Source organism: Micromonospora sp. PRAS1, from assembly GCF_059553435.1.
In genome coordinates, this window is the sequence record NZ_JCANNB010000033.1 from 26,137 (window position 1) to 49,981 (window position 23,845).

Consider the following 23,845-nt stretch of genomic DNA (forward strand, 5'->3'; position numbering starts at 1 on the left):
TGGGTGCCACCGGCGCGTCTGGCGTCGATCAACCGTCGCCGGGTTTCGGTTGCCCACCCTCACGCGTGACCACGGACATCACCCCACGACGGGAGCAACGATGAAGATCGAAGTATTCGTCAGCACCGACGACGACCAACTCGCCGCCGAGCGGATCCTGCACGCCGTTCCGGACGTGCCCGACACGGCGACGCTGTCCGCGACCAACCTCTATGGATCGTCCCTGGAGGGGGTTCCGGCGGTCGTCCTGCAGGTGATGCGGATCAAGCGCTCCGGCACCATGCCGCTGACCGTGGTGGACGACAAACCCGTCCTGTCCGGCGAGTTGCCCACCGTCGACCAGATCACCGACTACCTCACCAACGGCGTGCAGGCCGCCGCCGGACTCGTCGACCGCGCCGACTCGGCCGTCGAGTTCGCCACCGCCAGCCGCATGCACATCAGCATGTTCGTCAACGACCTCGACGAGACCGTGAAGTTCTACGAGGTGTTCTTCGGTCAACCGGCGAGCAAGCACCTCGACGACTACGCCAAGTTCGAGGTTGCCGAACCGCCCCTGGTCATCTCCTTCAACCCCGACCGCAAGCCCACCAAGGGCGGCGCGGTCAACCACCTCGGGGTCCAGGTCAAGAGCACCGACATCGTCATGGCGATGAAGGAACGCTTCGCCGCCGCGGGATTCCTGACCGACGAGGAGGTGGCGACGCCCTGCTGCTACGCCGTGCAGACCAAGGTCTGGGTCGGTGACCCGGACGGCAACCGCTGGGAGGTCTACGTCGTTACCGAGGCCGACGCCGACGAGGGCTGCGGAGCCGACTGCCCCTGCTACGCCGAGATCTCTCCGAGCCGGGTCAGCACCGACTCCTCCTCCAAGATGCCGGTATCGGCGTGACAGCGACCACGGGACCAGGGGACCGTCGATGACCAATACCACACCGCACAGTGCGGACACCATTCGGAACACGGTCCGTGACCGCTACGGCAGCCGGGCCACCGCACAGGCGACCCAGGCCAGCAACCCCACCTCCTGCTGCAGCACCGACTCCGGCTGCTGCGGTGAACGCCCGACCGCCGGGGTCAACGCGTTCTCCGCCGACATCTACGGCATCGAGGACATGGAGGAGGTGCCGCTGCGCGCCGCCCTCGCCCGCCTCGGCTGCGCGAACCCCACTGCGGTCGCCGCGCTGCGCCCCGGCGACATCGTGCTCGACCTCGGCTCCGGCGGTGGCCTCGACGCGCTGCTCGCCGCCCGCCGCGTCGGAGCCACCGGCCACGTGTACGGCATCGACATGACCGACGAAATGCTCGGCCTGGCCTGGCAGAACGCCGCCGACGCCGGAATCGGCAACGTCTCGTTCCTCAAGGGCAATATCGAGCAGATCCCACTGCCCGACGCCACCATCGACGTGGTCATCTCCAATTGCGTGATCAACCTGGCCGTCGACAAGCGACAGGTGGTCGCCGAAACCTGGCGGGTGCTGCGCCCCGGTGGCCGGCTGGCTATCGCCGACGTGGTGATCCAGGGCGGACTACCGCAGCACTCGGCGTTCGCCGCCGCCCTGCGCGCAGACCTCTACGCCTGGGGCAGCTGTGTCGGCGGCGCACTCAGCGACGACGAGTACCTGGGCCTACTGCGCGGACAGGGCTTCACCGGCACGCGGCTCGACATCCTGCGACGCCACGATGCCAGCGACCTTTTCCCCACCGGGCTGCCCGAGTACGCCGCGCTGGAACCCGCAGACGTCGTCGAGGGCATCCTGGCCCGCTTCGCCAGTGCGATCGTCCGCGCCGAGAAGTCCTGAACCCGCCTCGCGACCCGGGGGAGAAGAGATGAGTACGAAGATCGTGGTGCTGAGCGGCTTCCTCGGCGCCGGGAAGACGACCACGATGACGACGGCAGCGGCGCAGCTGCGGGCCGCCGGCCGACGTGTCGCCGTGGTCACCAACGACCAGGGCGTGGAACTGGTCGACACCGCCTTCGCCGCTGCGGATTCCACCACCGTCGGCGAGGTCACCGGTGGCTGCTTCTGCTGCCGCTTCGAGGACCTGCTCACCGTGATGTCGCAGCTGATGCGCCGGGCCGACCCCGACGTCATCATCGCCGAGGCCGTCGGCAGCTGCACCGACCTGACTGCCACCGTCATCCGGCCGCTGGCGGCCCTGCACGGCGACGACTTCGCCACCGCGCCGATGACGACGGTCGTCGATCCGATCCGCTACCTGCGGCTGCTGCCGGAACTCGACCGCGGCGAGAACGGCACCGACATCGCCTACCTCTACCGTAAGCAGCTTGAGGACGCGGCCGTGATCGCGGTCAACAAGGTCGACCTGTTGCAGCCCGACGAGATCAGCACCGTGGTGACCTCCCTGTCGCACCGGTTTCCGCAGGCCGAGGTCGTCACCTACTCGGCGGCCACCGGTCAAATCGACCCGCTGCTGACCTGCTGGACCCGTTCGCACACCGCCGACGACAACGATCTGGACCTCGATTACCAGCGATACGGCATCGCCGAGGCCCGGCTGGCCTGGCTGGACCGCACCGTCGAACTGCAACCCACCCAGGGCCAGTTCGACCCGACCGCGTGGATCCAGACCTTTCTGCGGGCGATCGCCCGCGGCAGCCGCGACGAAACCCTCCTGATCGGGCACGTGAAGCTGATGTTCCAGGACGCCTCCTCAGGCGCACTGACCAAGGCCAGCCTCATCGACGGTGACCAGATCCCCACCGTCGACCTGGCCGGCGTGGCCACCTCCGCTGGCGGCCGAGCCGTCCTCAACGCCCGGGTCGCCTGCGAACCCGCACAGCTGGAACGGCTCGCCGACGCCGCCGCGCACACCGCCGACAACGAGCACGCGGTGCGCTCACACGTGACCAGTCAACGGTCGTTCAAGCCGGGACAGCCACAACCGACGCACCGCATTCTCGTCGGCAACGCCCAGTAGCCGATAGGGCACCACCTTCCTGCACCCTCGGACATCGGCCCGCCGGGGCCGGGAAATGGGTCGAGAGCACCGTGAGCATCGATCGAGCCGTCCAACTGCGATACAGCGCCGCGTCCCAGGCGGCCGAGCCGGGCCTGTGCTGCCCGGTCGACTACGACCCGCAGTACCTAAGCGTCATCCCCGCCGAGGTACTGGAGAAGGACTACGGATGCGGAGACCCGGTCAGCTATCTGCAACCGGGTGAACAAGCCCTCGATCTCGGCAGCGGCGCCGGCAAGGTCTGCTTCATCGCCGCCCAGATCGTTGGACCGTCCGGCTCGGTGATCGGCGTCGATGTCAACGACGACATGCTGGCCGTCGCCCGTCGCGCCCAGCCGGAGGTGACCAGCCGGCTGGGCTACGGCAACACCACCTTCGCCAAGGCCCGGATCGAAGACCTCGCCCTGGACCTCGAGTTCCTCGACAGCCACCTGGAGCGCCATCCGGCGCGCAGCCACGACGACCTCGCCCGGATCGAAGAACTATCCGCACGGCTGCGCCGCGACTCGCCGCTCATCGCCGACGCCAGCGTGGACGTCGTCATCTCCAACTGCGTGCTCAACCTGGTGGCACCGCAGCGCAAGCAGGCCATGTTCGCCGAGATCGCCCGCGTGCTGCGCCCGGGTGGCCGGGCCGTGATCAGCGACATCGTCAGCGACATCGATGTACCAGATGCATTGCGCGACGACCCGCACCTCTGGTCCGGCTGCTACAGCGGCGCCCTTCAGGAAGAGCGGTTCCTCGACGGATTCACCCGGGCCGGACTGACCGGCCTGACGATCCTCAAACGGGAGACACAACCCTGGGAGACGGTCGGCGACGTCGAGTTCCGCAGCGTCACCGTGGCTGCCTACAAGCCGCCCACCCGAGCCGACACGACCGCCGGGCACGCCGTGATCTACCGCGGGCCGTTCGCGTCGGTCACCACCGACAGCGGCCTGCAGATGGCCAGGGGCCGGCTCGTACCGATCGGGCCGGACGATCTCCGGTCGATCCTCACCGGCCCCTTCGCCGACCACACCTACGTCCTCGAAGTCGATCCCGGACCCGCGACCCCGCCGACGCCACCGGCCAGCCGCATCTCGACCACAGCCGCCGCTGCCGACCGACCCCGGTACCGGCTGCTGTCCGCTCCAGGCGACTGCGCGCAGCCGAGCGCGCAGTGCGGCTGTTGACGGCTCACCCGGCGATCGGTCCGCACGCCTCCACCCGGGTCGCCTTGCACGCATCCCAAATGACCTGGTAGTACGAGTGGTCCACCGGCAGGTAGCCGTAGTCACGGTTGGAACTGATCAGGCAGGCGTCGCCGGTGCACCAGCCACGTTGTTCCAGGTACTCGGCGTTGATCTTCAACGTGGCGGCGCGGATCTTTTCGCGCAGGTCGTCGGGCAGGCCCGAGCGGGTGACCACCGGGGAGTGCGGGGCCCGCACCTGCCAGAACGCTTTCAGCTCGCCGTCGGCGACGTCGTTGGTGCGGATGGCGTTCTCCAACTGAGCATCCGCGACCAGCCCGATCTCGCAGTCGCCACGCTTCACCGCCCGGGGAATGGTGTTGCCGGCCGGCACAACCAGCCGCTCGAAGTCCGTGTCGGGATTCAGCCCGGCCTTGGAGAACTCGAACAGCGGCAACAGGGTCGAGGTCGAGGCGGGGTCCGGGAAACAGACGGTCTTACCCCGGAAATCGTCAAGCGACGAGAACGCGTTCGACGCCTTGGTGACTCCGAGCACCACGTAGCCGGGCTCGTCGCCCTTCTCGTGCTGCAACAGCCCGGTCGGCTCGATCTCCGCCCCGTTCTGCACCGCGAGGGCGTAGGAGAAGGCGCCGAGCTGCGCCATGTCCACCGTCTCGCCGATGAGGGCCTCGATCACGCCGGCGTAGTCGGCGGCCTGAAAGGTCTCGATCTTGATGCCGATTTCCTCGGACAGCGCCCTGACGAACAGGCCGTAGTGATCCTGGAAGGTGCTCGCCTCGCCGGCGGGCACCGCGGCGAAGACGATCTTGTCTGGCCAGCCGGTCTGACTCTGGCCCGGATCGTCGCCACCGCCGCACCCGGTGGTGATCAGCAGCAGCGTGGCCACCAGGGACGTCGTGACCTTGCGGACTCTCCTCACGCGGTACTCCTTCGACAAAGGCAGGGTCGTTGCTGCGGCGGTGTCAGCCGCAGGCGGCGATGGCCCGACGTCGCAGCAATCGGGCGGTGGGGTGTTACTGGGCGAGTGGCGGTGCGGTGGACACAGCGGCCAGTGACGCCGGATCCTCGGGCTGTTCCGGGCGCTCAGGCCCTGCCTGGTCACCGTCACGTCGGTAGACCTGCATCAGTTGATGCCTGGTCAGCTCGCCGGTCGGCCGGTCGAGAACCGTGCGGCCCGCGCGTAGTCCGATGACGCGGTGGGCCCAACCCAACGCCATGTCGACCTGGTGAAGGCTGCAGATGACGGTGAGATGCTCCTCGACACAGATGCGTCGCAGCACCTCCATCACCTGCCCGGACGACTCCGGGTCGAGGGAGGCCACCGGCTCGTCGGCGAGCAGCAGTTGGGGCTGTTGCATCAGGCTCCGTGCGATCGCGACGCGCTGCTGTTCCCCGCCGGAGAGGGTGTCCGCGCGCTGGAACGCCTTGTGTCCCAACCCGACCCGGTCGAGATGGTCGAGTGCGCATCGTCGCAGCGCCTTGGAGTAGCTGACCACGCCCAGCCGTGGGCCTCGTAGCCGGCCGAGCGCTCCGGAGAGCACATTCTCCATGCAGCTGAGCCGGCCGACCAGGTTGAACTGCTGGAAGATGAATCCGACCTGGCAACGCAGCTGACGGATGGCCCGGGCGCGGGCATGCACGACATCGACGCCGAGGACGTCGATGTCGCCGGTGCTGGGGGCGTGCAGGCCGTTGAGCAACCGCAGCAGGGTCGACTTGCCGGACCCGGACAAACCGATCACCGCCAGGAACTGCCCCCGCGGTAGCTCGAAGGAGACATCGTCGAGCGCGCTGTGCTCGCCGAACCGCTTGCTCAGGTGCGCGACGCGCACGACCGGTGCCGGCTGGCCGTCGGGAGATTCGGACCGGGTCACAGGATCCTCTTCCTGATCATGTCGGAGAAGCGTTCGACGGCGAAGACCGTGACGAAGATGACGATCAGCACCGCGGCCGTGGTCGGGAACTGCAGCGTGTGCACCGACTGGTACGTGATGAAGCCGATCCCACCGGCGCCGACGATGCCGACGATGGTCGACGAGCGGATGGTGCTGTCGAGTGTGAACAGCGTCGTGGCCACGAAAGATGGCGCGACCTGCGGTACGACACCAGTGGTGGCCTGTTGCACCCGAGTCGCGCCGACCGATCGCAGTGCCTGCCGAGGGCCCGGGTCGAGGTGCTCGATCGCGTCCGCCATCAGCTTCGCAGTCAATCCGATCGACCCGAGACCGAGGGCGATCACCCCGGCGAACGGTCCGAGGCCGAACGCGGAGACGAAGATCAGGGCGAGCACGAGCGGGGGCAGGCCCCGGGACAGCACAATGACCAGCCGGGCGAGGTGGTAGACGACTGGGTGCGGAGCGACCGGACGCGCGGCGAGAAACGCTATGGGCAGGCTCAGCGCGGTGGCCAGCGCGGTGGCGCACACGGCGATCGTCAACGTTTCGACGATGGCCGGGGCGAGGTGGTCGCGGACCGAGTGGAAGTCCGGGGGCAGGAAGGTTCCGACACTGCCGATCAGTTCCGGGATCGCCCGCACCAGCGCCATCGGGCTGATGTCGAGTCCCACGAAACTGGCGACGGCCAACGCGGCGGCGGACATGACCGCGAACTGTCGCGCGAGGCGGGTGCGCGTCCACGGTGGGCTGAGCCGGCGGGCCGATTCGGGGACCGGTCGGGTGCGCCGGGACAGGCGGGGCCGTCGGCGTCCGCGGGTCGCCTGTTCGTGGGAGAGAATGCTCGCCCGGATCGCCGCGGATATGCGTTCGACGATGACGACCAGCGCGATGATGATCAGGGCCAGGCCCAGGCCGCGTTGGTATTGCAGAGTGCGCAGCGTGTTGTACAGCTCGAAGCCGATGCCGCCGGCACCGACGAAGCCGAGCACCGCGGAGGCAGCGACGTTCATGTCCAGCCGGTACAGGGTCGTGGCGACGAACGACGGCATGACCTGTGGCACCACTCCGGTCATGAGGGCCTGCAACCGGCTGGCGCCGACGGTCGCGACGGCCTGGTGCACGCCGTCGTCGACCTCTTCGATCGCGTCGGCGAACAGCTTGCCCATCATTCCGGTGGAGTAGATGGCAACGGCGATCACACCCGGCAGCACGCCGACGCCGAGTACCCGCACGAAGATCAGCGCGTACACCAGGTCGGGTATCGACCGGGCACCGAGGATGATCGCCCGGGCGACCGCCCGCACCGCCGGCGAGGGTGCGGTGTTGGCGGCGGCCAGAAACGCCAGCGGCACCGACAGCAGCAGGGCGAGTGCCGTGCCGGCGACGGCCATCATCAGGGTGTCGAGGATGGGACCGGCGACCCGGGACGGCTCTGGCATCTCGACCGGCAGCATCCGGCTGAGCAGGTTGCCCATGTCCGCCCAGCCGTCGACGAGCCGCTGCGGGTCGACGCCGACCTGCCGGATGCTGATCACGATCGCGAGGAGCGCCCCGACGGCGGCCACCAGGCCGACGAGGCGGTTTCGGGTCCACGGCGGACGCAGATCGCGTGGCGTGCCTGCCGCCGGTGACCCTGGGGAGTCGGGCGCCGCGGCGTCTGGCCGCTCGGGGCTGTTGGTGGGGGCGCGCACCGTCTGGCCTAGCTTCCGATCGGTCCGCACGCCTCGATCCGGGTGGCCTCGCAGGCATCCCAGACCACCTGGTAGTAACCATCGTCGACCGGGATGAAGCCGTAGTCACCGCTGGCGCTGATCAGGCAGGCGTCACCGGAGCAGAAGCCCTCCCGCTCGAGGTACTCGGCGTTGATCCGACTGGTCGCCTCCTTGATCTTGTCGCGTAGGTCCTGCGGCAGGTCGGTGCGGGTCGCCAGCGGCGACCCGGGAGCGCGTACCTCCCAGACGACCTTGAGATCGTTCTTCCCGACATCGTTCTGCCGGATGGCCGATTCCAACTGGGCCTCGGAGGCGAGTCCGACCTCGCAGTCGCCGCGCTTGACGGTGCGCGGAATGGTGGCGCCGGCGGGCACCGTCAACCGGGTGAAATCCTCGTCGACGGTCATGCCCGCCTTGTGGAACTCGAAGAGCGGAACCAGCGTGGTGGTGGAGGCCGGGTCGGGGAAACATACGGTTTTGCCCCGGAAATCGGCGAAGCCGGTGATGGCACTCGACGACGGCACCATGCCGTAGATGACATAGCCGGCCTGGTCGCCCTTCGCGTGGATCCGTACGCCCGACGGCTCAATCTTCGCGCCGTTCTGCACGGCGAGCGCGTAGGAGAACGCGCCGAGCTGCGCGATGTCGACGGTCCCGGCGATCATGCCCTCGATGACGCCGGCGTAGTCAGCGGCCTGGAACGTCTCGATCTTGATGCCGACATCGCGTGACAAGGCCCGGACGAAGGGACCGTAGTCGTCGTCGAACGTGCGCGCCTCGCCGCTGGGCGTCGCCGCGAAGACGATCTTGCTTGGCCAGCCGTTGGCGTCCGTGCCGGGTCTGTCGTCTCCACCACCGCCACAACCGGCGACGGCGAGGACGATCACGGTCACGACTGACCACAGCCGGACGCTTCTGGTACGCGATATTCTCACTGCAGAGATCCCCCTGTCATGGTGATGCCACCCGCCTCGGGCAGCGATCAGCGTTGCTGGCAAACGGCAAGATGGGGTTGTCGCCGCCCGCGCGGCGACGCGCTGTCGGCCAAACCCGCCAGGTCGAAGGGTGCTGCTCCGTGTCGCCGGACCGCGCTCGGATCGTGGCCAGCTAGCCGAAGACACCCGGCGCGGGTGCAGTGGTCTCCTCGCTGGTGATGCGAACGGCCTCCGCAGGGGTGGGCGGCCGCTGCGTGACGACCGGATAGCCGTCCACCACCGTCAGCGGCAGCGGACAGGACTCCTTGAGTCGCCACAGGGCGACAACCACGTCGGGGAACTCCTCCGGGCGGTCGTTGGACAGCATGCGTACGCGCAACCGGTCGCCGGGCGGCTCGTCGAGCGCCTCGAAGACGGCCCGCGTCGCCCGTGCCTCGTCGTCAGACTTGACATAGACGACAATGCCCTTCGCGTCGTCGCCGAGGCTCGCGCGGCGGCTTTCCTCCCACGGCAGCGCCATGGTGGCCATCGGGTGTGCCGGGTCGATGGGACGGTGGTCGCATCCGAGATAGTCCTCGTCGATCAATAGCTGGCCGTAGGCGAACTCCGTCGGCCGTCGCCAGTCGTCAGCGCCTCCCGGTCCGTAGACCCAGTACTTCTCGGCGACCTGAGTGTGGGCACCGTAGACCGGGCGGCCCGGGCCGCCCTGCCGCACCCCGCGCCACCGGGCGGCCGAGGCGATCGACGGGAGATCATCGAATCGGCGTCGGGTCAGGTCGTTCTCGTGGCGCATATCGACGCCGAAGTGATCGACGAACGGTCGGGGGAGCGTGACAGCCCCCTTGATCAGGTCGTCCTGGGCGATGGGAAACGATGAAAAGACGACATTCAGGTTCCCCGGTAGCCGGTACTTGACGTAACCGGGTGCCTTCCACCGCTCCAGATGGCCGCGAGCCCGTAACTCGTCGTGCGGCAGGTCGGACAAGTCGTCGAGTTTGACGTGTATGTGGACGGATTCTGCGAGGGAAACCGCTGCCGCGAACTCGAACCCTTCCCCTACGAGCATGAGTAACTGGTCGGGCTCGCGACGGGACAGCAACTGGCGGCGTACGAGGTACTCCAGCTCTGGTTCGAGAAGTGCCTGGTCGAAGAGCATGGCCGCCTCCCCGTGCACCTTTGCCATGCGACGCACTGACAAGTGTGTTCGTTATCAAGAATTACTTATGTTAACGAGCTGGTGCGATGTTATCGACGTCCCTAGGTGCCGGCAAGAGGGTCCCGGAGACAGATCCCGGCCATCGGTCGTGGCCCTCATTCCGCAGCGGCACGCAAAGCCCGTTGTCACCGCTTTTGATCTGACATTTCCGGCCACTGGAAGCGGATTCAAGCCTTGCTACCTGCCACCGGATCGCCCACCGAAACGGCGGCAGTCGCGCACCCGACATCACGGCGCCGCCCCGCAACCGCGAAACGATCGGGCGAGCGCCCAGCGGCGACGACCTGACCGGCGCCCTGGCCCGCGCGGCTAACGTGCCGGCCGCGTGACGTGCGAGGTGCCGGCGAGAGCGATGGTGATCGCGGCGAACGCGCAGCAGACGGCGATTGCCGCGAGAACCGGCGGGTAGCTACCGGCGGAGGACTGGATCGTCGCGGCTGCCAGGGGCCCACTCGCCTTGGCCAATGTCGCCGGTGCCACGAGTAGCCCCGCCATGGTGGCGTAGCGGGCCGTGTCGTAGCGCTCGGCAATGAGAATGGGCCTGGCGATGGTGGCGACCCCGAACCCCAGGCCGAAGCCGATCACGCCGCCGACGGCTCCGGCCGTGGCGGTGCCGACAACGGGTAGCAGCGCTGCGGCTGCGGCCTGCACACCGAATATGCCAGCGGTGATGGCGGTGGTGCGGTAGCGCCGCTGCAGGCCGACGGTGACAAGTCGACCGGCCACCGACAGCACGCCGAGAAGCCCGGCGATCGTAGCGGCGAGCGTCGGTCGATGTCCCCAGGCGACCAGGGCGGCAACGATGTGCACCGTGAATGCACTGACCGCGGCGGTGTGCAGAGTGAACCCGACGGCCAGAAGCCAGAAGCCACGGTCGGTGAGAATGAACCGGAATCGCACGGCGGATGAGTGGGGCCGCCCGCCAACGTCCTCCCCTGCTGAGCGGGACCAGGTCGCGGGCCTGCGTACGAGCAGCGCATGGGCCGGAATGGTCAGAGCCTGCACAACGGCCAGGATGAGCAGTGCACTCCGCCACCCGTGCCGGTCGACGAGCCAGCCGGTCAGCGGAAGGAAGATCGTGCTGGCGAAACCCGCGACGACGGTGATGGCCAGCAGAGCACCCGCCCGGCGCGCCGGGCTGAGCCAGGCGATGGTGACCGCGAACGCCGCCTCGTAGAGGCTGGCGGCGGTGGCCGCCCCGATGCCGACCTGGACCGCGTACAGGCCGGCGACGCTGTCCACCTGTGCCCAGGCGACCAGGAGAAGCGCCCCGGCGGCAGAACCCGTGGTCATCAACGCACGGCCGCCGCGCCGGTCCAGCCACCAACCGACCGGGAGAGCCAGGACCGCGCCGGTGAGCACGTTTGCGGTCAGCGCGCCGGTCGCGATGCTCGTGCTGGCGCCGAGGTCCGCCGCCATCGTCGGGTGAAGTACGGCGAACGCGTAGTAGAGAGTGCCGTAGCCAACGGTCTGCGTGACGGCGAGCCCGGCGATCATGGCCGTGCCCGACCGCCGGGAGTCCCCGCCAGTTGTCGTGCCGGCGGGGACCTTCGCGCCGGTGGTGCTCACCCGCAGCAGCCGCCACCCGCCGGCGCGGCGTTGACCAGGGTCAACTCCGGGCGCGATTGTCCTGAGATGGTGGCGTCGCGGCCGGCCGCGTCATCCAGCATGGCCTGATATCCCGCCGTGGCCGAACAGACCCCGGTTTCGGGCAACTGCAACTGGACGTCGCGCGCGGCTGCCCAGTCCCCGACCAGCGCGGCAGTGACCGATCGGACCTGTTCGTAGCCGGTGGCCATGAGGAAGGTCGGTGCCCGCCCGTAGGACTTCATGCCGACGATGAAGTATCCGGCTTCGGGATGGGCGAGTTCATCGGCGCCGTGTGGCCGGACCGAACCGCAGGAGTGCTGGTTGGGATCGATGAGGGGAGCGAGGGTCCGAGTGCAACCAAGAGCCGGGTCGAGATCGAGGCGCAGCTCGTCGGCGACACGGTGATCGGGCCGGAAGCCGGTCGCGGAGACGACCCGGTCGCCGGAGAGGTTGCGGCCGTCGGCGGCGTGCAACTGCACGTGGCCGTCGGTCACGGCGACCTGCCGTACGGCGAACCTCGTGACAAGCTCGACGCGGCCGGTGTCGACGAGCAGCTTGACACCGGCACCGAGCGCACCACGGCCGGGCAGGCCGTCCGCGTCGCCGCCGCGGACCGCCCGGTCGATGGAGCCACCGCGGGTGGCCCAGGTGATCCGCGTTCCGGGAACCTGATCGGCCAACTCGGCAAGGGCCAGCAGCGTGTTGGCCGCCGAGTGCCCGGCACCGACGACGATGGTGTGTCGTCCCGCGTAGGCCGCGCGGTCAGCGCCGAGGACATCCGGCAGGGCCGAGCTGATCACCGAACTCGCCCGGTCTTCCCCGTGTGCCGGCAGCCCGTTGGCGCCGAGCACGTTCGGAGTTGCCCAGGTCCCGGACGCGTCGATGATGGCCGCTGCCGCCAACTCCTCGCCGGTGTGCAACCGCACCACGAACGGCTGGGCCTCACGGCCGGCGGTGATGACCCGGTCGACGTCGGCCCGCCCGATCGCCACGACCCGAGCGTCGTAGCGAATGTGCGGCGCCAGGTCGGGCAGCGCCGCCAGCGGCGCGAGATAGTCGTTGACGAGTTCACCGCCGGTGGGCAGCACATCAAGATCCGGCTCGCTCCAGCCCGCCGCGTGCAGCAGCCGGGCGGCGGCCTGGTCGATGTTGTACCGCCATGGTGAGAACAGGCGCACATGCCCCCACTGCGCCACCGCGGCACCCGGCCCCGTGCCGGCTTCGACAACGACGAACGCCCGTCCACGCTCGTGCAGATACGCGGCGGCGGCAAGGCCGACCGGACCTGCGCCGATCACTACCACCGGAAGGTTGTCCAGCTGGTTACTCACCACAACTCCTTGCCTTCAAGATCTTCGAATCAAGTCTGCCTGCTATGACCCTATTACCGCCTGTATCGCCTTCCGAGTGGCGGCATGCCTGAGGTGTTCAGCTCCAGGTCACCTCGGGTCACGCGACTCGCGCCGCGCCAACTGTTGTATCGAAAAGTCTCGAATCAGAGGGTTGCACGCTGATTCGACAACTGTCAACCTAGGTCCATGTCGAAGCAGGAGTCCCGCAAGGGGGTGCCCGTCAGCCGTCACCATCCCCGCCACTCTTGACCGGACGATGCCTACTCAACCAGCATTGAGTCAATGAAGTTTGAGCGAGCATCCTTGCTTCGGCGGGCCCGTGTCCATGCCGCGTTGGGGGACCCGGCCCGGTTGGCGATCGCGGACGCCTTGGCCCTGGGTGATGCCTCACCCGGCGAGCTTGCCCGCGCCCTCGATCTGCCCACCAACCTGGTCGCCCACCACCTCAACGTGCTGCGGGACGCCGGACTCGTCACCCGCGGCCGATCCGAAGGGGACCGGCGTCGGACCTACGTCCGGCTCAACCCCGATGCTCTGATCGGCCTGGCCCCGCCGCCGCTGCCGGACATCGCGCGCGTCGTCTTCGTTTGCACCCGCAACTCGGCTCGATCGCAGATCGCGGCCGCTATCTGGGCCCGACCAGAGCGCATCCCCGCCACCTCCGCCGGCACCGACCCGGCACCCAGGGTGCATCCCCGAGCGCTTCGGGTCGTACGCCGCCACGGCCTGACCATCAACCCGACCGAGACGGCGAACATCACCGACATATGCACCCAAGGTGACCTTATTGTCGCAGTCTGCGACAGTGCCTACGAACAACTCACCGACACCCTGGCACCCCACCTGCACTGGTCAGTGCCAGACCCGGCGCGCGCCGACAGCGATTCCGCCTTCGAGGCGTCCTATCTCGAACTGGCCAGCCGCATCGACCGCCTCGCACCCGCCCTGCCGCACGGAGCCCGGGATGGCTGAATTGGGCCCTGATTGCCCCTGGCGGCGAATCCTCGCGGAGTTCGTCGGCACTGCACTCCTGGTCACTGCCGTTGTCGGTTCCGGTGTAATGGCAACCAGCCTCTCGCCCGAGGACAACGGCCTACACCTGCTCGCGAACTCCATCGCCACCGCCTTCGTGCTCGGTGCTCTTGTCCTGATCTTCGGCCCGGTCTCCGGCGCCCACCTCAACCCCGTCGTCTCCCTCGCGGACTGGTTCCTCGGTCGAGGCATGACAGTCGGCCTGAGTGCTGGCAACCTGGCAGGGTATGTGACCGCCCAGACCCTCGGTGCGATCACGGGGTCGGTCCTGGCCAACCTGATGTTCGCGCTGCCCGCCGTCGACATCTCCACCAACACCCGCGCTGGGTCGCATCTGTGGCTCGGCGAGACCGTCGCCACGAGTGGCCTGATCCTTCTCGTCTTCGCCTTGACCAGGACCGGCCGACCGGCTCTCGTACCCGCAGCCGTCGGCGCGTACATCGGTGCCGCGGTCTGGTTCACCTCATCGACATCCTTCGCCAACCCCGCCGTCACGGTTGGCCGCGTCTTCACTGACACGTTTGCCGGCATCAACCCCGCGTCGGTCCCCGGCTTCCTCGCCGCCCAACTCGCCGGGCTGATCGCCGGGACCGCCCTGACCGTCGCCCTGTATCCCGTCGCCCGACCACCGGTCATCCCACCACCCACCCCGACCGCGGCCGCGAGCATGTCCGCGTCTCCTGGCACCAGAAAGGAAGGAACATGACCAAGCCCAGTGTCCTGTTCGTCTGCGTACACAACGCCGGACGCTCCCAGATGGCCGCCGGGTGGCTACGCCACCTGGCAGGCGACACCGTCGAGGTCCGCTCCGCCGGCAGCCAGCCCGCCAACCAGATCAATCCCGCAGCTGTTACAGCCATGCGGGAGGTCGGCATCGACATCACCGCCAACCAGCCACGCCAACTCGACTACGCCACCGCCGAATCCTCCGACGTCCTGATCACGATGGGCTGCGGCGACGTCTGCCCCTCCTTCCCCGGAAAGCGGTACCTCGACTGGCAACTCGACGATCCGGCCGGACAGGGCATCGAAGCCGTCCGTGTGATTCGCGACCAGATCCGAGCACGCGTCGAACAACTCCTCGAAGAACTCGGTTCCACGGCGTGACGCAGGCGGTAGACCTCGGGGTCGACGGCGGGCGGACGAACTCGAACCCGACGGGGGTCGGCCGCGCTTTGGCCCCAGATGCTTCGGCAGGGCAGCACCGATCACCAGGCGCAGGGTGTGTAGTCCTTGAGGAAGCAGCCGTGCAGGTCTTCGCCCTGTTCGCCGCGGACGATCGGGTCGTAGACCCGGGCCGCGCCGTCGACCAGGTCCAGCGGGGCGTGGAAGCCGGCGTCCGCCAGCCGCATCTTCGTCGGGTGAGGCCGCTCGTCGGTGATCCAGCCGGTGTCGACGCTGGTCATGAGGATTCCGTCGGCCAGCATCTCCTGGGCGCTGGTCCGGGTCAGCATGTTTAGCGCGGCCTTGGCCATGTTGGTGTGTGGGTGCCCTGGCCCCTTGTAGCCGCGGGCGAACTGGCCCTCCATCGCCGACACGTTCACCACGTACTTGCGGCGGGCGGTCGCTGCGGCCATCGCCGGTCGCAGTCGGCTGACCAGCACGAACGGCGCGGTCACGTTGCAAAGCTGCACTTCGAGCAGTTCGACCGGGTCCACCTCGTGCACCCGCTGCACCCAGCTGTTGACTGGGTCGAGGTCCGGCACCAGACCGCCGGCGTCGATGGCGCTGGCTGTCGCGATCCGTTCCGGCGAGGCGGAGCCGCTGGTCAGCGCCAACGCGGTGAGCGTGTGCGGGGTGATGGTGGGCGAGTTCAGTGGGGCGATCAGGCTGCTTGCCGGGTCGCCTCGGCCGGCCGGTTTGGCGAACGTGATCATCTCTGGCAGCGGGCCGTCCGGCAGGGCCGCCGCCTCTGCGGCGACGAGTTGCGCGTACGCCGCAGGCGTGCGGCGGACGGTCTGCGCCGCGTTGTTGATCAAAATGTCGAGTGGTCCCTGGCTGCTGACCGAGTCAGCGAGGGCGATTACCTGGGCGGGGTCACGCAGGTCGATCCCGACGATCCGCAGGCGGTGGAGCCACTCCCCGCTGTCGGACATAGCGGCGAATCGGCGGACCGCGTCGTGGGGAAACCGTGTGGTCACCGTGGTGTGCGCGCCGTCGCGCAGTAGCCGCAGCGCGATGTACATGCCGATCTTCGCCCGGCCGCCGGTGAGCAGCGCGCGCCGGCCGGTCAGGTCGGTGCGGGCGTTCCGGCGCTCCCGGTTCAGTGCGGCGCAGGGCGGGCAGAGTTGATGGTAGAAGGCGTCCACATCGCGGTAGCGCTGCTTGCAGATGTAGCAGCCGCGCGGCTTGTGCAGGACGCCGGCCGTGGCACCCACGGTGGGGGAGACGAGCGGGTTGCCCTGGGTCTCATCGTCGATGCGGTCCGGGGCGCCGGTGGCGGTGGCCGCCGTCACCGCGCGGTCGGCCGCCGCGATGGCATCCCGCCGTTCCTCGCGTCGCCGCTGCTTGATCATTTTGTAGAGCCTCGCGGTGGCCCGCTGTACCCGTACCACGTCGGGGTGATCGGGAGGCAGGTCCTCCAACGCCTCAAAGACGCTGAGACAGGTCTCCAGCCGGGCCGGGTCAATGCGGTATTGCCCGGTTTCCGCTATGTTGTCCGCTGCCATGCCGTCGCTGTCTCGTTCCGTTCCCTGCGCCGGATCTATCCGGCCCACCCCAAGTCCGACCCGGAACTGTACGCACCGCACGGCCTCCGACGCATCCCCGCGCCTGTTCACCAGCCCGAAGGCCATTAGAGGTCAAACGAGGACCGGCCGCACCCTGTGAGGGTCAGGCACCCCCAGCCCCGAGGCGGCAGCCGCCATTGGCCACCGGATCAGCCGCGGTAAAGGCCAGTCTGGATTCAGGGGTGTCCGGTCGAGCGGGGGACTGCAGGGAGCATGGCCCCATCCGGTTGGGTCCTCGGCGGGTGGCACCATCGTGAGAGGGCTCAGGCGGCCGGTACGGAGTTGCGCATCAGGAGTCCCGCGAGCACGGTGGCCTGGCGGCGGCTGAGCAGTCGACCGAAGACCTCGGTGGCGATCCGGTTGCCCCAGCCGGCCACGACGCTGGGCGGCGGGTTGCGACGGTCGAGGGCGGCCAGGGCGGTGCTCACCACCTTGGTGGCGGGCATCCGTCGAGTGCCGCCGTCGGCAGCCTCGCCGGCGACGTCGAAGAACTCGGTCTCAGTGGCCCCGGGCAGCAGGGTCATTACGCGTAGTCCGGTGTTGCGCGACTCGTACCACAGGGCCTCGGTGAAGCTGAGGACGAACGCCTTGGTGGCGCCGTACACGGCCATGGTGGGGTCGGGCTGGTAGGCAGCCACGCTGGCCACGTTGACCAGGAAGCCGTCCCCGCGGCGGCGGAGTCGTTCGATGAAGGTGCGGCTGATCTGCACGACGCTTGTGACGTTGAGGGCGATCTCGGCGGCAAGGCGGTCCGGATCCTCGGTGTGGAACAGGCCGTGGGTGCCGAAGCCGGCGTTGTTCACGATGCTGGTGATTTCGATGCCCCGACGGTGCAGTTCCCGGTCGAGGACGCCACCGATGTCGGGCGTGGTGAGGTCCAGGGCGAGGGCGGTGGCCTCGATCCGGTATCGGGTGGCGAGTTCGGTGGCGAGGGCGGTGAGCCGTTCCTGGCGGCGGGCGACGAGCACCACGTTCGCGCCCCGGGCGGCGAGTTGGCGGGCGAATTCGGCGCCGATGCCGGCGCTGGCACCAGTGACGAGGACGGTCTGGCTGCGGTAGTCGATGGCGTTCATGAAGGGCCTTCCCCAAGCAGTCGTGGTGTAGTGACACCGTATGACCTTCTGACACCGAGTGTCAAATAGGCATCTGGGGTCATGGTGGCTAGACTCGTGCAGAGGAGGCGAGAGCATGAGCAGTGAGGGTCTGTGGAGCCGCACCCGGCGTACGGCGATCGCGGAGATCACCGAGGTCGCGATGGAGCTGTTCCTGGCCAAGGGATTCGAGGCGACCACCTTCGACGACATCGCCGCCGCCTCGGGTGTCTCCCGTCGCTCGGTCCTGCGCTACTTCGGCACCAAGGAGGACATCGTCCTGGGCCGGTTGGCCGATGAAGGGCGCCGGGCCCGAACCGTGCTGGCCGCGCGGCCCGACGACGAACCCCTCTGGACCGCGCTGCTGAACACGATGGTGGCCCTCGCCGAGGACCCCGGCGTCGACCGGGAACGGTTGCTCAAGGTCTCGGAGATGATGTACGGCACGCCGTCGCTGCGCGCCCGCAGCGTCGAGAAGCACCTACAGTGGCAGACCGACCTGATTCCCGAGGTCGCGCGGCGGCTCGGCGGCGATCCCGACGACGACCTGACCACCCTGCGGGCCACCGCCGTCATCGCCGGCGCGGTCGCCTGCCTGGACGTCGCCGGGGAGACGTGGACCCGACGGAAGGGTACGGTCCCCCTCCGCGACCTGCTGACTGCCGCCTTCGACTCGCTGCGGGACGCCACCTGACCGCACCGCGTCGGCGCTGCTCGGCGCGCGCACGCTGGAGCAGCTCGCCGGCCCGCTCGAAGGCGTCGACGTCGCGCTCTCCGACGACCTTCTCCACTGGATCGACGAGATCGTCCCACCCGGCCGGCTTGCGCGTCAGTTGCTCGACACCGGCAAGCGCGATGGCTGGAGGTCATGCGACACGGCGGTGGACTCCGCCGGACCACACGCCATCAAGTTCGCCGACGCCGCGACTTCTCAGCGACCCTGCGCGTTTTCTGCAGCAGATGCGGTAATGACCTCGCGGGCCCGGTGAGGAGCATCGGTGCCGTACCGGGCAACCATGGTTCGGACGGCTTCTTCCACCACCGCGGTGGTGCGGTCAGGGGGCACCGTCCAGCCCGGGAGCAAGAGGTTCGGCCAGAACAGGTAGTTGGAGATCATTCCGAGGAACTGCGTGGCGGCCATCTCCGGGTCGGCGATGTCTGCGGCTCCCGCGTCGTGCTCGGCCAGGAGGTAGATCCGGACGATCTCGAAGTACGGCAGTTTGCCCTGTGTGAAGTGTGCCTTGGCCAGTTCGGGAAAGCGTGGCAGTTCGGCGATGACGATGCGAAACAGGTCGGTCATCTTCGGCTGGCGCAGCAGTGTCGCGTAGCGCCGTCCGAGAACCGTCAGGCCGGCCGTCAGGTCGCCGGCGGGCGGCACGTCGGCGACGTCGTGCTCGGCCCACGAGTCGATGACGATGGCATCGAACAATGCTGCCTTTGTCGGAAACTGCTTGAACAGCGTTGCTTTTGACACGCCGGCACTGTCGGCAACACGCGCCAGTGACGTCCGGTCGTAGCCCAATTCGAGGAAGAGCTCGGTAGCGGCCTGCACGATGAGCGCGCGCTTCTCCTCCGCCACGCGCTGGTGATAGGCCGACGGCACTGGGGTCATGCGTCCATCATAGCGAGGCGAGTGGGTTGACTCACCATCCGAGGGGACGTAGCCTCGGCAAGGTGAGTCGCTCGACTCGCCACCCGCTCTCGGGTGTCGTCCCTGGTACGTACTCGGAGGATCCGATGTCCCGCTTCGCCGATCAGACCGTTCTCGTCACCGGTGGCACTGGTGGGCAGGGGGCCAGCCACGTTCGCGCCTTCCATGCCGAAGGCGCCAACGTCGTCATCGGCGCCACAAACGCCGAGCGTGGGGCTGGCCTCGCCGCCGAGTTGGGAGATCGGGCGCGTTTCGTCCGCCTCGACGTCTCCCAGGAGGAGTCGTGGGTCGCCGCCGTCGTGGAGACCGAGAAGGCCTTCGGCGCGCTCACGATCCTGGTCAACAACGCCGGGGTGCAGAACCCGCCGGCCCTCATCGAGTCCACCAACCAGGCCACGTGGGCTCGCATCCTCGACATCAATCTCACCGGCACTTTCCTCGGTATCAAGGCAGCCGCACCGGCACTGCGGCGCGCGGGAGGAGGAACGATCATCAACATCGGCTCCACCATGGGCATCGGCGGTACTGCCTTCTACGCGCCCTATGTCGCCAGCAAGTGGGCGGTTCGAGGGCTCACTCAGACTGCTGCCCTTGAGTTGGGCCGCGACAACATCCGCGTCAATGCAATCCACCCCGGCGTTGTCGCCACCCCGTTCATTACCGAGCCGGCAGCCGGCAGCGACACCCCGATCGCCGACTTCTACTCGCCCGAGCCCTTCGCCGTCCCGCGACTCGGACAGCCCGCCGACATCACTGCGCTGCTGTTGTTTCTCGCATCGCCGCACGCGACCTTCATCACCGGCGCCGAGTATGTCATCGACGGGGGACTGCTCCTCGGCCCCGCACTGCAGAAGGAAGCCGCATGAACCGCGCAGACCAGCATGGTGAGCCCCGGCGGGCGGCGGCGTGCCGGTCCATCCACCGGCCGTGGGTCTTGCGCAACTTCGGGCCCCGCGATGCGCTCGTAAACGGCCTGGTCGACGGCTGATGCATCACTGTGCATAACAACCGGCGATGAACAAACCTGAAGCGGCAGATCCGGATACCTGAGCACGGGGCCACGCCATAAGCGTCGTCCTACCGGCCCCCATGGAGGTATCGGCAATGGTCTTGCCGCGCGTTCCGCTCCTCATCGCAGCCAGCAGCGCTATCGCCGGTGGAGGCGGATTGGTGGCAGGTGCCGTCGGCGGCGTTCGGATCAAACGGGCAGAAACACTGAAAAGGCATCGCAGGGCGAGCGGGATGACGCCGATCAGGCCCAATCTGGGCTGATAATTGATTCATGTCGATTCTCGGACACAAACCGAGGCCCAACGGTGCGTGGCAAGGGCAACACTTGCCCGCACCGTTTGTGCTTCCGGGTTGCAGGTCAGGCTCAGCTCGAGGTTGCGGTAGGTCTCCAGTTTGTGTTCAGGGTCGACGTCTCGTGGTGTGGTGACCAGGTCGCCAAGTTCGTCGATGATGGCGATGAGTTCCTTCTCGTCGCCCGGGCGTCCGGGAAGGAGCATGCGTGCGCATCGCGACGGGCGTGTCACTATCCTTGCGGATATTGGCATTGTCGCCACTGGAGTGTGCGGATCGTGCGCGCGATACTGAGAAAGAGCCGACCGTTCCGGTGCGTCGAGCACTCCTAATCGCAATGAGGAATATCCATATGACTGATCTGATGAAGGCCGTCGTGCTCGCCCGTTTCGGCGGGGTCGATGCTTTCGAGTTGCGCGACGTCCCCGTGCCGCGAGTCGAGCCCCGCCAGGTGCGGGTGCGTGTCCATGCGACCGCCGTCAACCCGCTCGACTTTCAGATCCGTCGCGGAGACTACGTGGATCATGTGCCGCTTCCGGCGATCATCGGGCACGACATCTCCGGCGTCGTCGAGGAGGTCGGGTCTCACGTGACTGAGTTCCGTGCCGGCGATGCGGTGTACTACACGCCGCGGATCTTCGGCGGTCCTGGCTCCTACGCCGAGCAGCATGTCGCCGATGTCGACCTCGTCGGCCGTAAGCCGGAGAACGTCAGTCATCTGGAGGCAGCGAGCCTGACTCTGGTCGGCGGTACGGTCTGGGAGGCGCTCGTGACGCGAGCTCAGGTCACTGTGGGGGAGACGATCCTCATTCATGGGGGCACGGGTGGTGTCGGCACGATCGCGATTCAGGTCGCGAAGGCGATCGGCGCACGCGTGATCACCACTGCGAGGGCCGGCAACCATGAGTTCGTGCGCTCTCTGGGAGCGGATGCGGCGATCGACTCTGCTACGTCGGACTACGTCGATGCTGTGGCCGAGCTGACGCAAGGCAAGGGGGTTGATGTCGTCTTTGACACGATCGGTGGCGACACGCTCACCCGAAGCCCGCTGACGCTCGCCGACGCCGGACGCGTCGTCAGCATCGTCGACATCGCGCAGCCGCAGAACCTCATCGAGGCGTGGGGTAAGAACGCCGCCTATCACTTCGTCTTCACCCGGCAGAACCGAGGAAAGCTGGACGCGCTCACCACGCTTGTCGAGCGCGGTCTCGTGAAGCCGGTCGTCGGCGCGACTCTTCCGCTGGCTCGGGTGGGCGAGGCTCATGGGCTCCTGGAGGACAGGGGGTCGTATGCGCTGCGCGGCAAGATCGCGATCGATGTGGCGGGCGAAACTGTTGCGCTTCCCCCTCGCATCTCGTAGCGGAGCGCTGCCGGAACCCGGGCGATGATCGCGGTGGTCAGCTCCGCCCGGAGAAGGTGGCACGGTACTGCGAGGGGGACACGTTCAGGAGTCGGCGGAAATGCAGTCGGAGGTTCGATCCGGTTCCCAGGCCGACCTGGTCCGCGATGCGGTCGACCGACAGTCTCGTGCCTTCCAGGAGTTCGCGGGCGGTGTCGACCCGCGCTCGGAGGATCCACTGCAGCGGGGTGCTGCCGGTCTCTTCGGCGAAGCGGCGCAGGAACGTGCGGGGCGACATCCGTGCGTGTGCGGCGAGTTCGGCGATCGTGAGCTGCTGGTCGAGCTGCGACAAGGCCCATTCGCGCGTCGCGGCGAGGGTTTCGCCATGGGCTGCCGAACTGGTCTTCGGCAGGTACTGGGCCTGGCTCCCGGTCCGGTAGGGCGCGGTGACGAGTCCTCGTGCGATCTCGTTCGCCGCGCTCACGCCGAGGTCGCGCCGAACGATGTGCAGGCACAGGTCGAGCCCGGCGGCGGCCCCCGCCGAGGTGAGGATGGATCCCTCGTCGACGAAGAGCACGTTCGGCTCGACCGTGATCTGCGGATGCCGCTTTGCGAGTTTCTCCGCCGCATCCCAGTGCGTCGTCGCCCGCAGGCCGTCGAGCAGGCCGGCATCCGCGAGGGCGAATGCGCCATAGCAGATCGACGCGATGCGTGCCCCGCGCGATGCGGCGCTCCGGAGCGCTTCGCGTACCTCCACCGGTATCGGCCGACCCGCCGGAGCGTAGCCTGGGACGACGACCGTGTCTGCGGCGGCAAGTGCGTCCAGGCCCTGCGGGACCGCGTAGCCGAAGCCTCCGTGGGACGGCACCGTTCCGGCAGTGACCCCGCAGGCCGAGACCTCGTAGGGGAACCCCGACTCCGGATGGAACACCTCCGCCGGGATCCCGACGTCCAGCGGGAGCGCCCCGTCGAGCACGAGAACCATCACCTGATGCGGTCGCTGCATCCCCCGACTCCGATCCGGTCGACGCGTGCCGACCGCGTCACCATCCTCGCACGTATGGGCATTTCCGCCATTCGTGCGCATTCGCCTCTCCGCAGCCCTGCGAGGCATCAGCTGCCCACGCACGGGTGCGGCTTCCGCCGCTCGAGCTGAGGAACGATCGTGGACGAGGAACTGTTCCCGACACGGCTGCGCCGGGGCCGGCGGTAGGCCGGCCCCGGCACACCCGTTCCGCGTCGTCGCGGGTCGCTCGTGACCGGTCAGGTGCGGCCGACGACGGCGGTCACCCGGATCTCGACGCGCATCTTCGGCGCGGCCAGCGTCGCGACACCGATCATGGTCCAGATGGGCGATCGGTCACCCATCCGCTTGCGGAACTGCTCGATCATGACCGTGCCGTGCGCCTCGCTGAGGACATCGGGGGAGTCCGAGACGTGGAAGGAGTCCACGGACACGACGTCCCGCCAGGTGGCCCCGGCCGTGGCCAGGGTGCGCTCGACGTTGTCGAAGGCCCGGACGATCTCCTCCTCGATCGACTCGGGGAAGGCCAGCTGGTCGTCCCAGCCGCCCTGACCCGAGATGTCGACCCGGTCGCCGATCCGGACGGCCTGATGGTAGTGCCGGTTCTCCAGCATCCACGGGCCGTAGCCGGGCGTGGCGAAAAACTGTGGCTCGGTCATGCTCTTCTCCCGTCTATGACTTCGAGCTTGAAGTGACTGTGATATTGGAGGCACTCGACCGGCGGCTGCGGATAAGCGAACTCGCCTACCTGGCCAACGGCTCGCTGTCCGGTCTCTCCAATGTCGTCAGGCAGCCCGAACAG

24 protein-coding genes are annotated in these 23,845 nt (G+C 68.2%); 11 read left to right on the top strand and 13 right to left on the bottom strand.

Going from position 1 to position 23,845, the window contains the following annotated elements; translation table 11 throughout:
- Positions 1 to 100: 100 nt before the first annotated feature.
- The 4 genes from AC507J_RS25060 to AC507J_RS25075 all read left to right on the top strand — a co-directional run bounded on the left by AC507J_RS25060 (position 101) and on the right by AC507J_RS25075 (position 4,157).
- Positions 101 to 892 carry an ArsI/CadI family heavy metal resistance metalloenzyme gene (locus tag AC507J_RS25060; RefSeq protein ID WP_496291650.1) on the top strand — a complete coding sequence of 264 codons (792 nt, stop codon included), beginning with the start codon at positions 101 to 103 and terminating at the stop codon, positions 890 to 892.
- A 28-nt stretch (positions 893 to 920) separates the two neighbouring features.
- Positions 921 to 1,802, top strand: coding sequence for an arsenite methyltransferase (gene arsM, locus AC507J_RS25065; RefSeq protein ID WP_496291651.1), 882 nt, complete (start codon positions 921 to 923; stop codon positions 1,800 to 1,802).
- Between the two features lie 28 nt (positions 1,803 to 1,830).
- A complete protein-coding gene (locus AC507J_RS25070; RefSeq protein ID WP_496291652.1) occupies positions 1,831 to 2,943 on the top strand; it encodes a GTP-binding protein in 1,113 nt (370 codons plus the stop codon).
- Between the two features lie 71 nt (positions 2,944 to 3,014).
- On the top strand, positions 3,015 to 4,157 hold the full coding sequence (locus AC507J_RS25075; RefSeq protein WP_496291653.1) for a methyltransferase domain-containing protein: 1,143 nt from the start codon (positions 3,015 to 3,017) through the stop codon (positions 4,155 to 4,157).
- Between the two features lie 4 nt (positions 4,158 to 4,161).
- On the opposite strand, the gene phnD (AC507J_RS25080) is transcribed toward AC507J_RS25075, so the two are convergent.
- The 7 genes from phnD (AC507J_RS25080) to AC507J_RS25110 all read right to left on the bottom strand — a co-directional run bounded on the left by phnD (AC507J_RS25080) (position 4,162) and on the right by AC507J_RS25110 (position 12,854).
- Complete coding sequence (gene phnD / locus AC507J_RS25080) at positions 4,162 to 5,094, bottom strand: phosphate/phosphite/phosphonate ABC transporter substrate-binding protein (RefSeq protein ID WP_496291654.1); 933 nt, start codon at positions 5,092 to 5,094, stop codon at positions 4,162 to 4,164.
- A 94-nt stretch (positions 5,095 to 5,188) separates the two neighbouring features.
- Entirely contained in the window at positions 5,189 to 6,049 is an 861-nt protein-coding gene (phnC, locus tag AC507J_RS25085; protein ID WP_496291655.1) for a phosphonate ABC transporter ATP-binding protein, read from the bottom strand.
- Positions 6,046 to 7,791: a phosphonate ABC transporter, permease protein PhnE gene (gene phnE / locus AC507J_RS25090; RefSeq protein ID WP_496291656.1), complete on the bottom strand. Its 1,746-nt coding sequence runs from the start codon at positions 7,789 to 7,791 to the stop codon at positions 6,046 to 6,048. Before phnE ends, phnC begins: the two co-directional genes overlap by 4 nt.
- Positions 7,770 to 8,675 carry a phosphate/phosphite/phosphonate ABC transporter substrate-binding protein gene (phnD, locus tag AC507J_RS25095; protein WP_496291657.1) on the bottom strand — a complete coding sequence of 302 codons (906 nt, stop codon included), beginning with the start codon at positions 8,673 to 8,675 and terminating at the stop codon, positions 7,770 to 7,772. The genes phnE and phnD (AC507J_RS25095) overlap by 22 nt, the downstream gene beginning before the upstream one ends.
- Positions 8,676 to 8,889: 214 nt before the next feature.
- Positions 8,890 to 9,873, bottom strand: a complete 984-nt coding sequence (locus AC507J_RS25100; RefSeq protein WP_496291658.1) for a hypothetical protein — start codon at positions 9,871 to 9,873, stop codon at positions 8,890 to 8,892.
- Positions 9,874 to 10,242: 369 nt separating this feature from the next.
- Positions 10,243 to 11,502 (bottom strand): MFS transporter, encoded by a 1,260-nt coding sequence (locus AC507J_RS25105; RefSeq protein ID WP_496291659.1) that lies wholly within the window; start codon positions 11,500 to 11,502, stop codon positions 10,243 to 10,245.
- Positions 11,499 to 12,854: an FAD-dependent oxidoreductase gene (locus AC507J_RS25110; RefSeq protein ID WP_496291660.1), complete on the bottom strand. Its 1,356-nt coding sequence runs from the start codon at positions 12,852 to 12,854 to the stop codon at positions 11,499 to 11,501. The genes AC507J_RS25105 and AC507J_RS25110 overlap by 4 nt, the downstream gene beginning before the upstream one ends.
- Positions 12,855 to 13,157: 303 nt before the next feature.
- Here AC507J_RS25110 and AC507J_RS25115 point away from each other — a divergent pair, with 303 nt between their 5' ends.
- Genes AC507J_RS25115 through AC507J_RS25125 form a run of 3 tightly spaced genes read left to right on the top strand, consistent with a single transcriptional unit; the run spans position 13,158 to position 15,014 of the window.
- Complete coding sequence (locus AC507J_RS25115; protein WP_496291661.1) at positions 13,158 to 13,847, top strand: arsenate reductase/protein-tyrosine-phosphatase family protein; 690 nt, start codon at positions 13,158 to 13,160, stop codon at positions 13,845 to 13,847.
- A complete protein-coding gene (locus AC507J_RS25120; RefSeq protein WP_496291662.1) occupies positions 13,840 to 14,613 on the top strand; it encodes an aquaporin in 774 nt (257 codons plus the stop codon). Before AC507J_RS25115 ends, AC507J_RS25120 begins: the two co-directional genes overlap by 8 nt.
- Positions 14,610 to 15,014: an arsenate reductase ArsC gene (locus tag AC507J_RS25125; RefSeq protein ID WP_496291663.1), complete on the top strand. Its 405-nt coding sequence runs from the start codon at positions 14,610 to 14,612 to the stop codon at positions 15,012 to 15,014. Before AC507J_RS25120 ends, AC507J_RS25125 begins: the two co-directional genes overlap by 4 nt.
- Before the next feature lie 101 nt (positions 15,015 to 15,115).
- On the opposite strand, the gene AC507J_RS25130 is transcribed toward AC507J_RS25125, so the two are convergent.
- Complete coding sequence (locus tag AC507J_RS25130; protein ID WP_496291664.1) at positions 15,116 to 16,576, bottom strand: SDR family NAD(P)-dependent oxidoreductase; 1,461 nt, start codon at positions 16,574 to 16,576, stop codon at positions 15,116 to 15,118.
- A 323-nt stretch (positions 16,577 to 16,899) separates the two neighbouring features.
- Positions 16,900 to 17,709 carry an SDR family NAD(P)-dependent oxidoreductase gene (locus tag AC507J_RS25135; RefSeq protein ID WP_496291665.1) on the bottom strand — a complete coding sequence of 270 codons (810 nt, stop codon included), beginning with the start codon at positions 17,707 to 17,709 and terminating at the stop codon, positions 16,900 to 16,902.
- A gap of 115 nt (positions 17,710 to 17,824) precedes the next feature.
- Here AC507J_RS25135 and AC507J_RS25140 point away from each other — a divergent pair, with 115 nt between their 5' ends.
- Complete coding sequence (locus tag AC507J_RS25140; RefSeq protein ID WP_496291666.1) at positions 17,825 to 18,421, top strand: TetR/AcrR family transcriptional regulator; 597 nt, start codon at positions 17,825 to 17,827, stop codon at positions 18,419 to 18,421.
- Positions 18,422 to 18,658: 237 nt separating this feature from the next.
- Here the strand turns inward: AC507J_RS25140 and AC507J_RS25145 are convergent, their stop codons facing one another.
- The gene (locus tag AC507J_RS25145) at positions 18,659 to 19,339 is read right to left on the bottom strand and encodes a TetR/AcrR family transcriptional regulator (protein WP_496291667.1); all 681 of its coding nucleotides are present in this window, start codon (positions 19,337 to 19,339) and stop codon (positions 18,659 to 18,661) included.
- 125 nt (positions 19,340 to 19,464) lie between these two features.
- Here AC507J_RS25145 and AC507J_RS25150 point away from each other — a divergent pair, with 125 nt between their 5' ends.
- Together AC507J_RS25150 and AC507J_RS25155 are read left to right on the top strand one after the other, a co-directional pair.
- The gene (locus tag AC507J_RS25150) at positions 19,465 to 20,244 is read left to right on the top strand and encodes an SDR family NAD(P)-dependent oxidoreductase (protein ID WP_496291668.1); all 780 of its coding nucleotides are present in this window, start codon (positions 19,465 to 19,467) and stop codon (positions 20,242 to 20,244) included.
- Positions 20,241 to 20,366, top strand: coding sequence for a hypothetical protein (locus AC507J_RS25155; RefSeq protein WP_496291669.1), 126 nt, complete (start codon positions 20,241 to 20,243; stop codon positions 20,364 to 20,366). The genes AC507J_RS25150 and AC507J_RS25155 overlap by 4 nt, the downstream gene beginning before the upstream one ends.
- Positions 20,367 to 20,658: 292 nt before the next feature.
- Here the strand turns inward: AC507J_RS25155 and AC507J_RS25160 are convergent, their stop codons facing one another.
- Positions 20,659 to 20,886, bottom strand: a complete 228-nt coding sequence (locus tag AC507J_RS25160; RefSeq protein WP_496291670.1) for a hypothetical protein — start codon at positions 20,884 to 20,886, stop codon at positions 20,659 to 20,661.
- A gap of 146 nt (positions 20,887 to 21,032) precedes the next feature.
- Here AC507J_RS25160 and AC507J_RS25165 point away from each other — a divergent pair, with 146 nt between their 5' ends.
- Positions 21,033 to 22,040, top strand: a complete 1,008-nt coding sequence (locus AC507J_RS25165; protein WP_496291671.1) for a zinc-dependent alcohol dehydrogenase family protein — start codon at positions 21,033 to 21,035, stop codon at positions 22,038 to 22,040.
- 37 nt (positions 22,041 to 22,077) lie between these two features.
- Here the strand turns inward: AC507J_RS25165 and AC507J_RS25170 are convergent, their stop codons facing one another.
- Entirely contained in the window at positions 22,078 to 23,004 is a 927-nt protein-coding gene (locus tag AC507J_RS25170; protein WP_496291672.1) for a GlxA family transcriptional regulator, read from the bottom strand.
- Positions 23,005 to 23,282: 278 nt separating this feature from the next.
- Positions 23,283 to 23,702 carry a Rid family hydrolase gene (locus AC507J_RS25175; RefSeq protein ID WP_496291673.1) on the bottom strand — a complete coding sequence of 140 codons (420 nt, stop codon included), beginning with the start codon at positions 23,700 to 23,702 and terminating at the stop codon, positions 23,283 to 23,285.
- Between the last annotated feature and the right edge of the window lie 143 nt (positions 23,703 to 23,845).

Coding starts and splice junctions, on each gene's coding strand:
- AC507J_RS25130 (WP_496291664.1), bottom strand. CDS start 16,576: ATGGCAGCGGACAACATAGCGGAAACCGGGCAATACCGCATTGACCCG.
- AC507J_RS25155 (WP_496291669.1), top strand. CDS start 20,241: ATGAACCGCGCAGACCAGCATGGTGAGCCCCGGCGGGCGGCGGCGTGC.
- AC507J_RS25120 (WP_496291662.1), top strand. CDS start 13,840: ATGGCTGAATTGGGCCCTGATTGCCCCTGGCGGCGAATCCTCGCGGAG.
- AC507J_RS25160 (WP_496291670.1), bottom strand. CDS start 20,886: ATGCTCCTTCCCGGACGCCCGGGCGACGAGAAGGAACTCATCGCCATC.
- AC507J_RS25060 (WP_496291650.1), top strand. CDS start 101: ATGAAGATCGAAGTATTCGTCAGCACCGACGACGACCAACTCGCCGCC.
- AC507J_RS25115 (WP_496291661.1), top strand. CDS start 13,158: ATGAAGTTTGAGCGAGCATCCTTGCTTCGGCGGGCCCGTGTCCATGCC.
- arsM (WP_496291651.1), top strand. CDS start 921: ATGACCAATACCACACCGCACAGTGCGGACACCATTCGGAACACGGTC.
- AC507J_RS25145 (WP_496291667.1), bottom strand. CDS start 19,339: ATGACCCCAGTGCCGTCGGCCTATCACCAGCGCGTGGCGGAGGAGAAG.
- AC507J_RS25175 (WP_496291673.1), bottom strand. CDS start 23,702: ATGACCGAGCCACAGTTTTTCGCCACGCCCGGCTACGGCCCGTGGATG.
- AC507J_RS25135 (WP_496291665.1), bottom strand. CDS start 17,709: ATGAACGCCATCGACTACCGCAGCCAGACCGTCCTCGTCACTGGTGCC.
- AC507J_RS25150 (WP_496291668.1), top strand. CDS start 19,465: ATGTCCCGCTTCGCCGATCAGACCGTTCTCGTCACCGGTGGCACTGGT.
- AC507J_RS25100 (WP_496291658.1), bottom strand. CDS start 9,873: ATGCTCTTCGACCAGGCACTTCTCGAACCAGAGCTGGAGTACCTCGTA.
- AC507J_RS25170 (WP_496291672.1), bottom strand. CDS start 23,004: ATGGTTCTCGTGCTCGACGGGGCGCTCCCGCTGGACGTCGGGATCCCG.
- AC507J_RS25125 (WP_496291663.1), top strand. CDS start 14,610: ATGACCAAGCCCAGTGTCCTGTTCGTCTGCGTACACAACGCCGGACGC.
- AC507J_RS25165 (WP_496291671.1), top strand. CDS start 21,033: ATGACTGATCTGATGAAGGCCGTCGTGCTCGCCCGTTTCGGCGGGGTC.
- AC507J_RS25070 (WP_496291652.1), top strand. CDS start 1,831: ATGAGTACGAAGATCGTGGTGCTGAGCGGCTTCCTCGGCGCCGGGAAG.
- AC507J_RS25140 (WP_496291666.1), top strand. CDS start 17,825: ATGAGCAGTGAGGGTCTGTGGAGCCGCACCCGGCGTACGGCGATCGCG.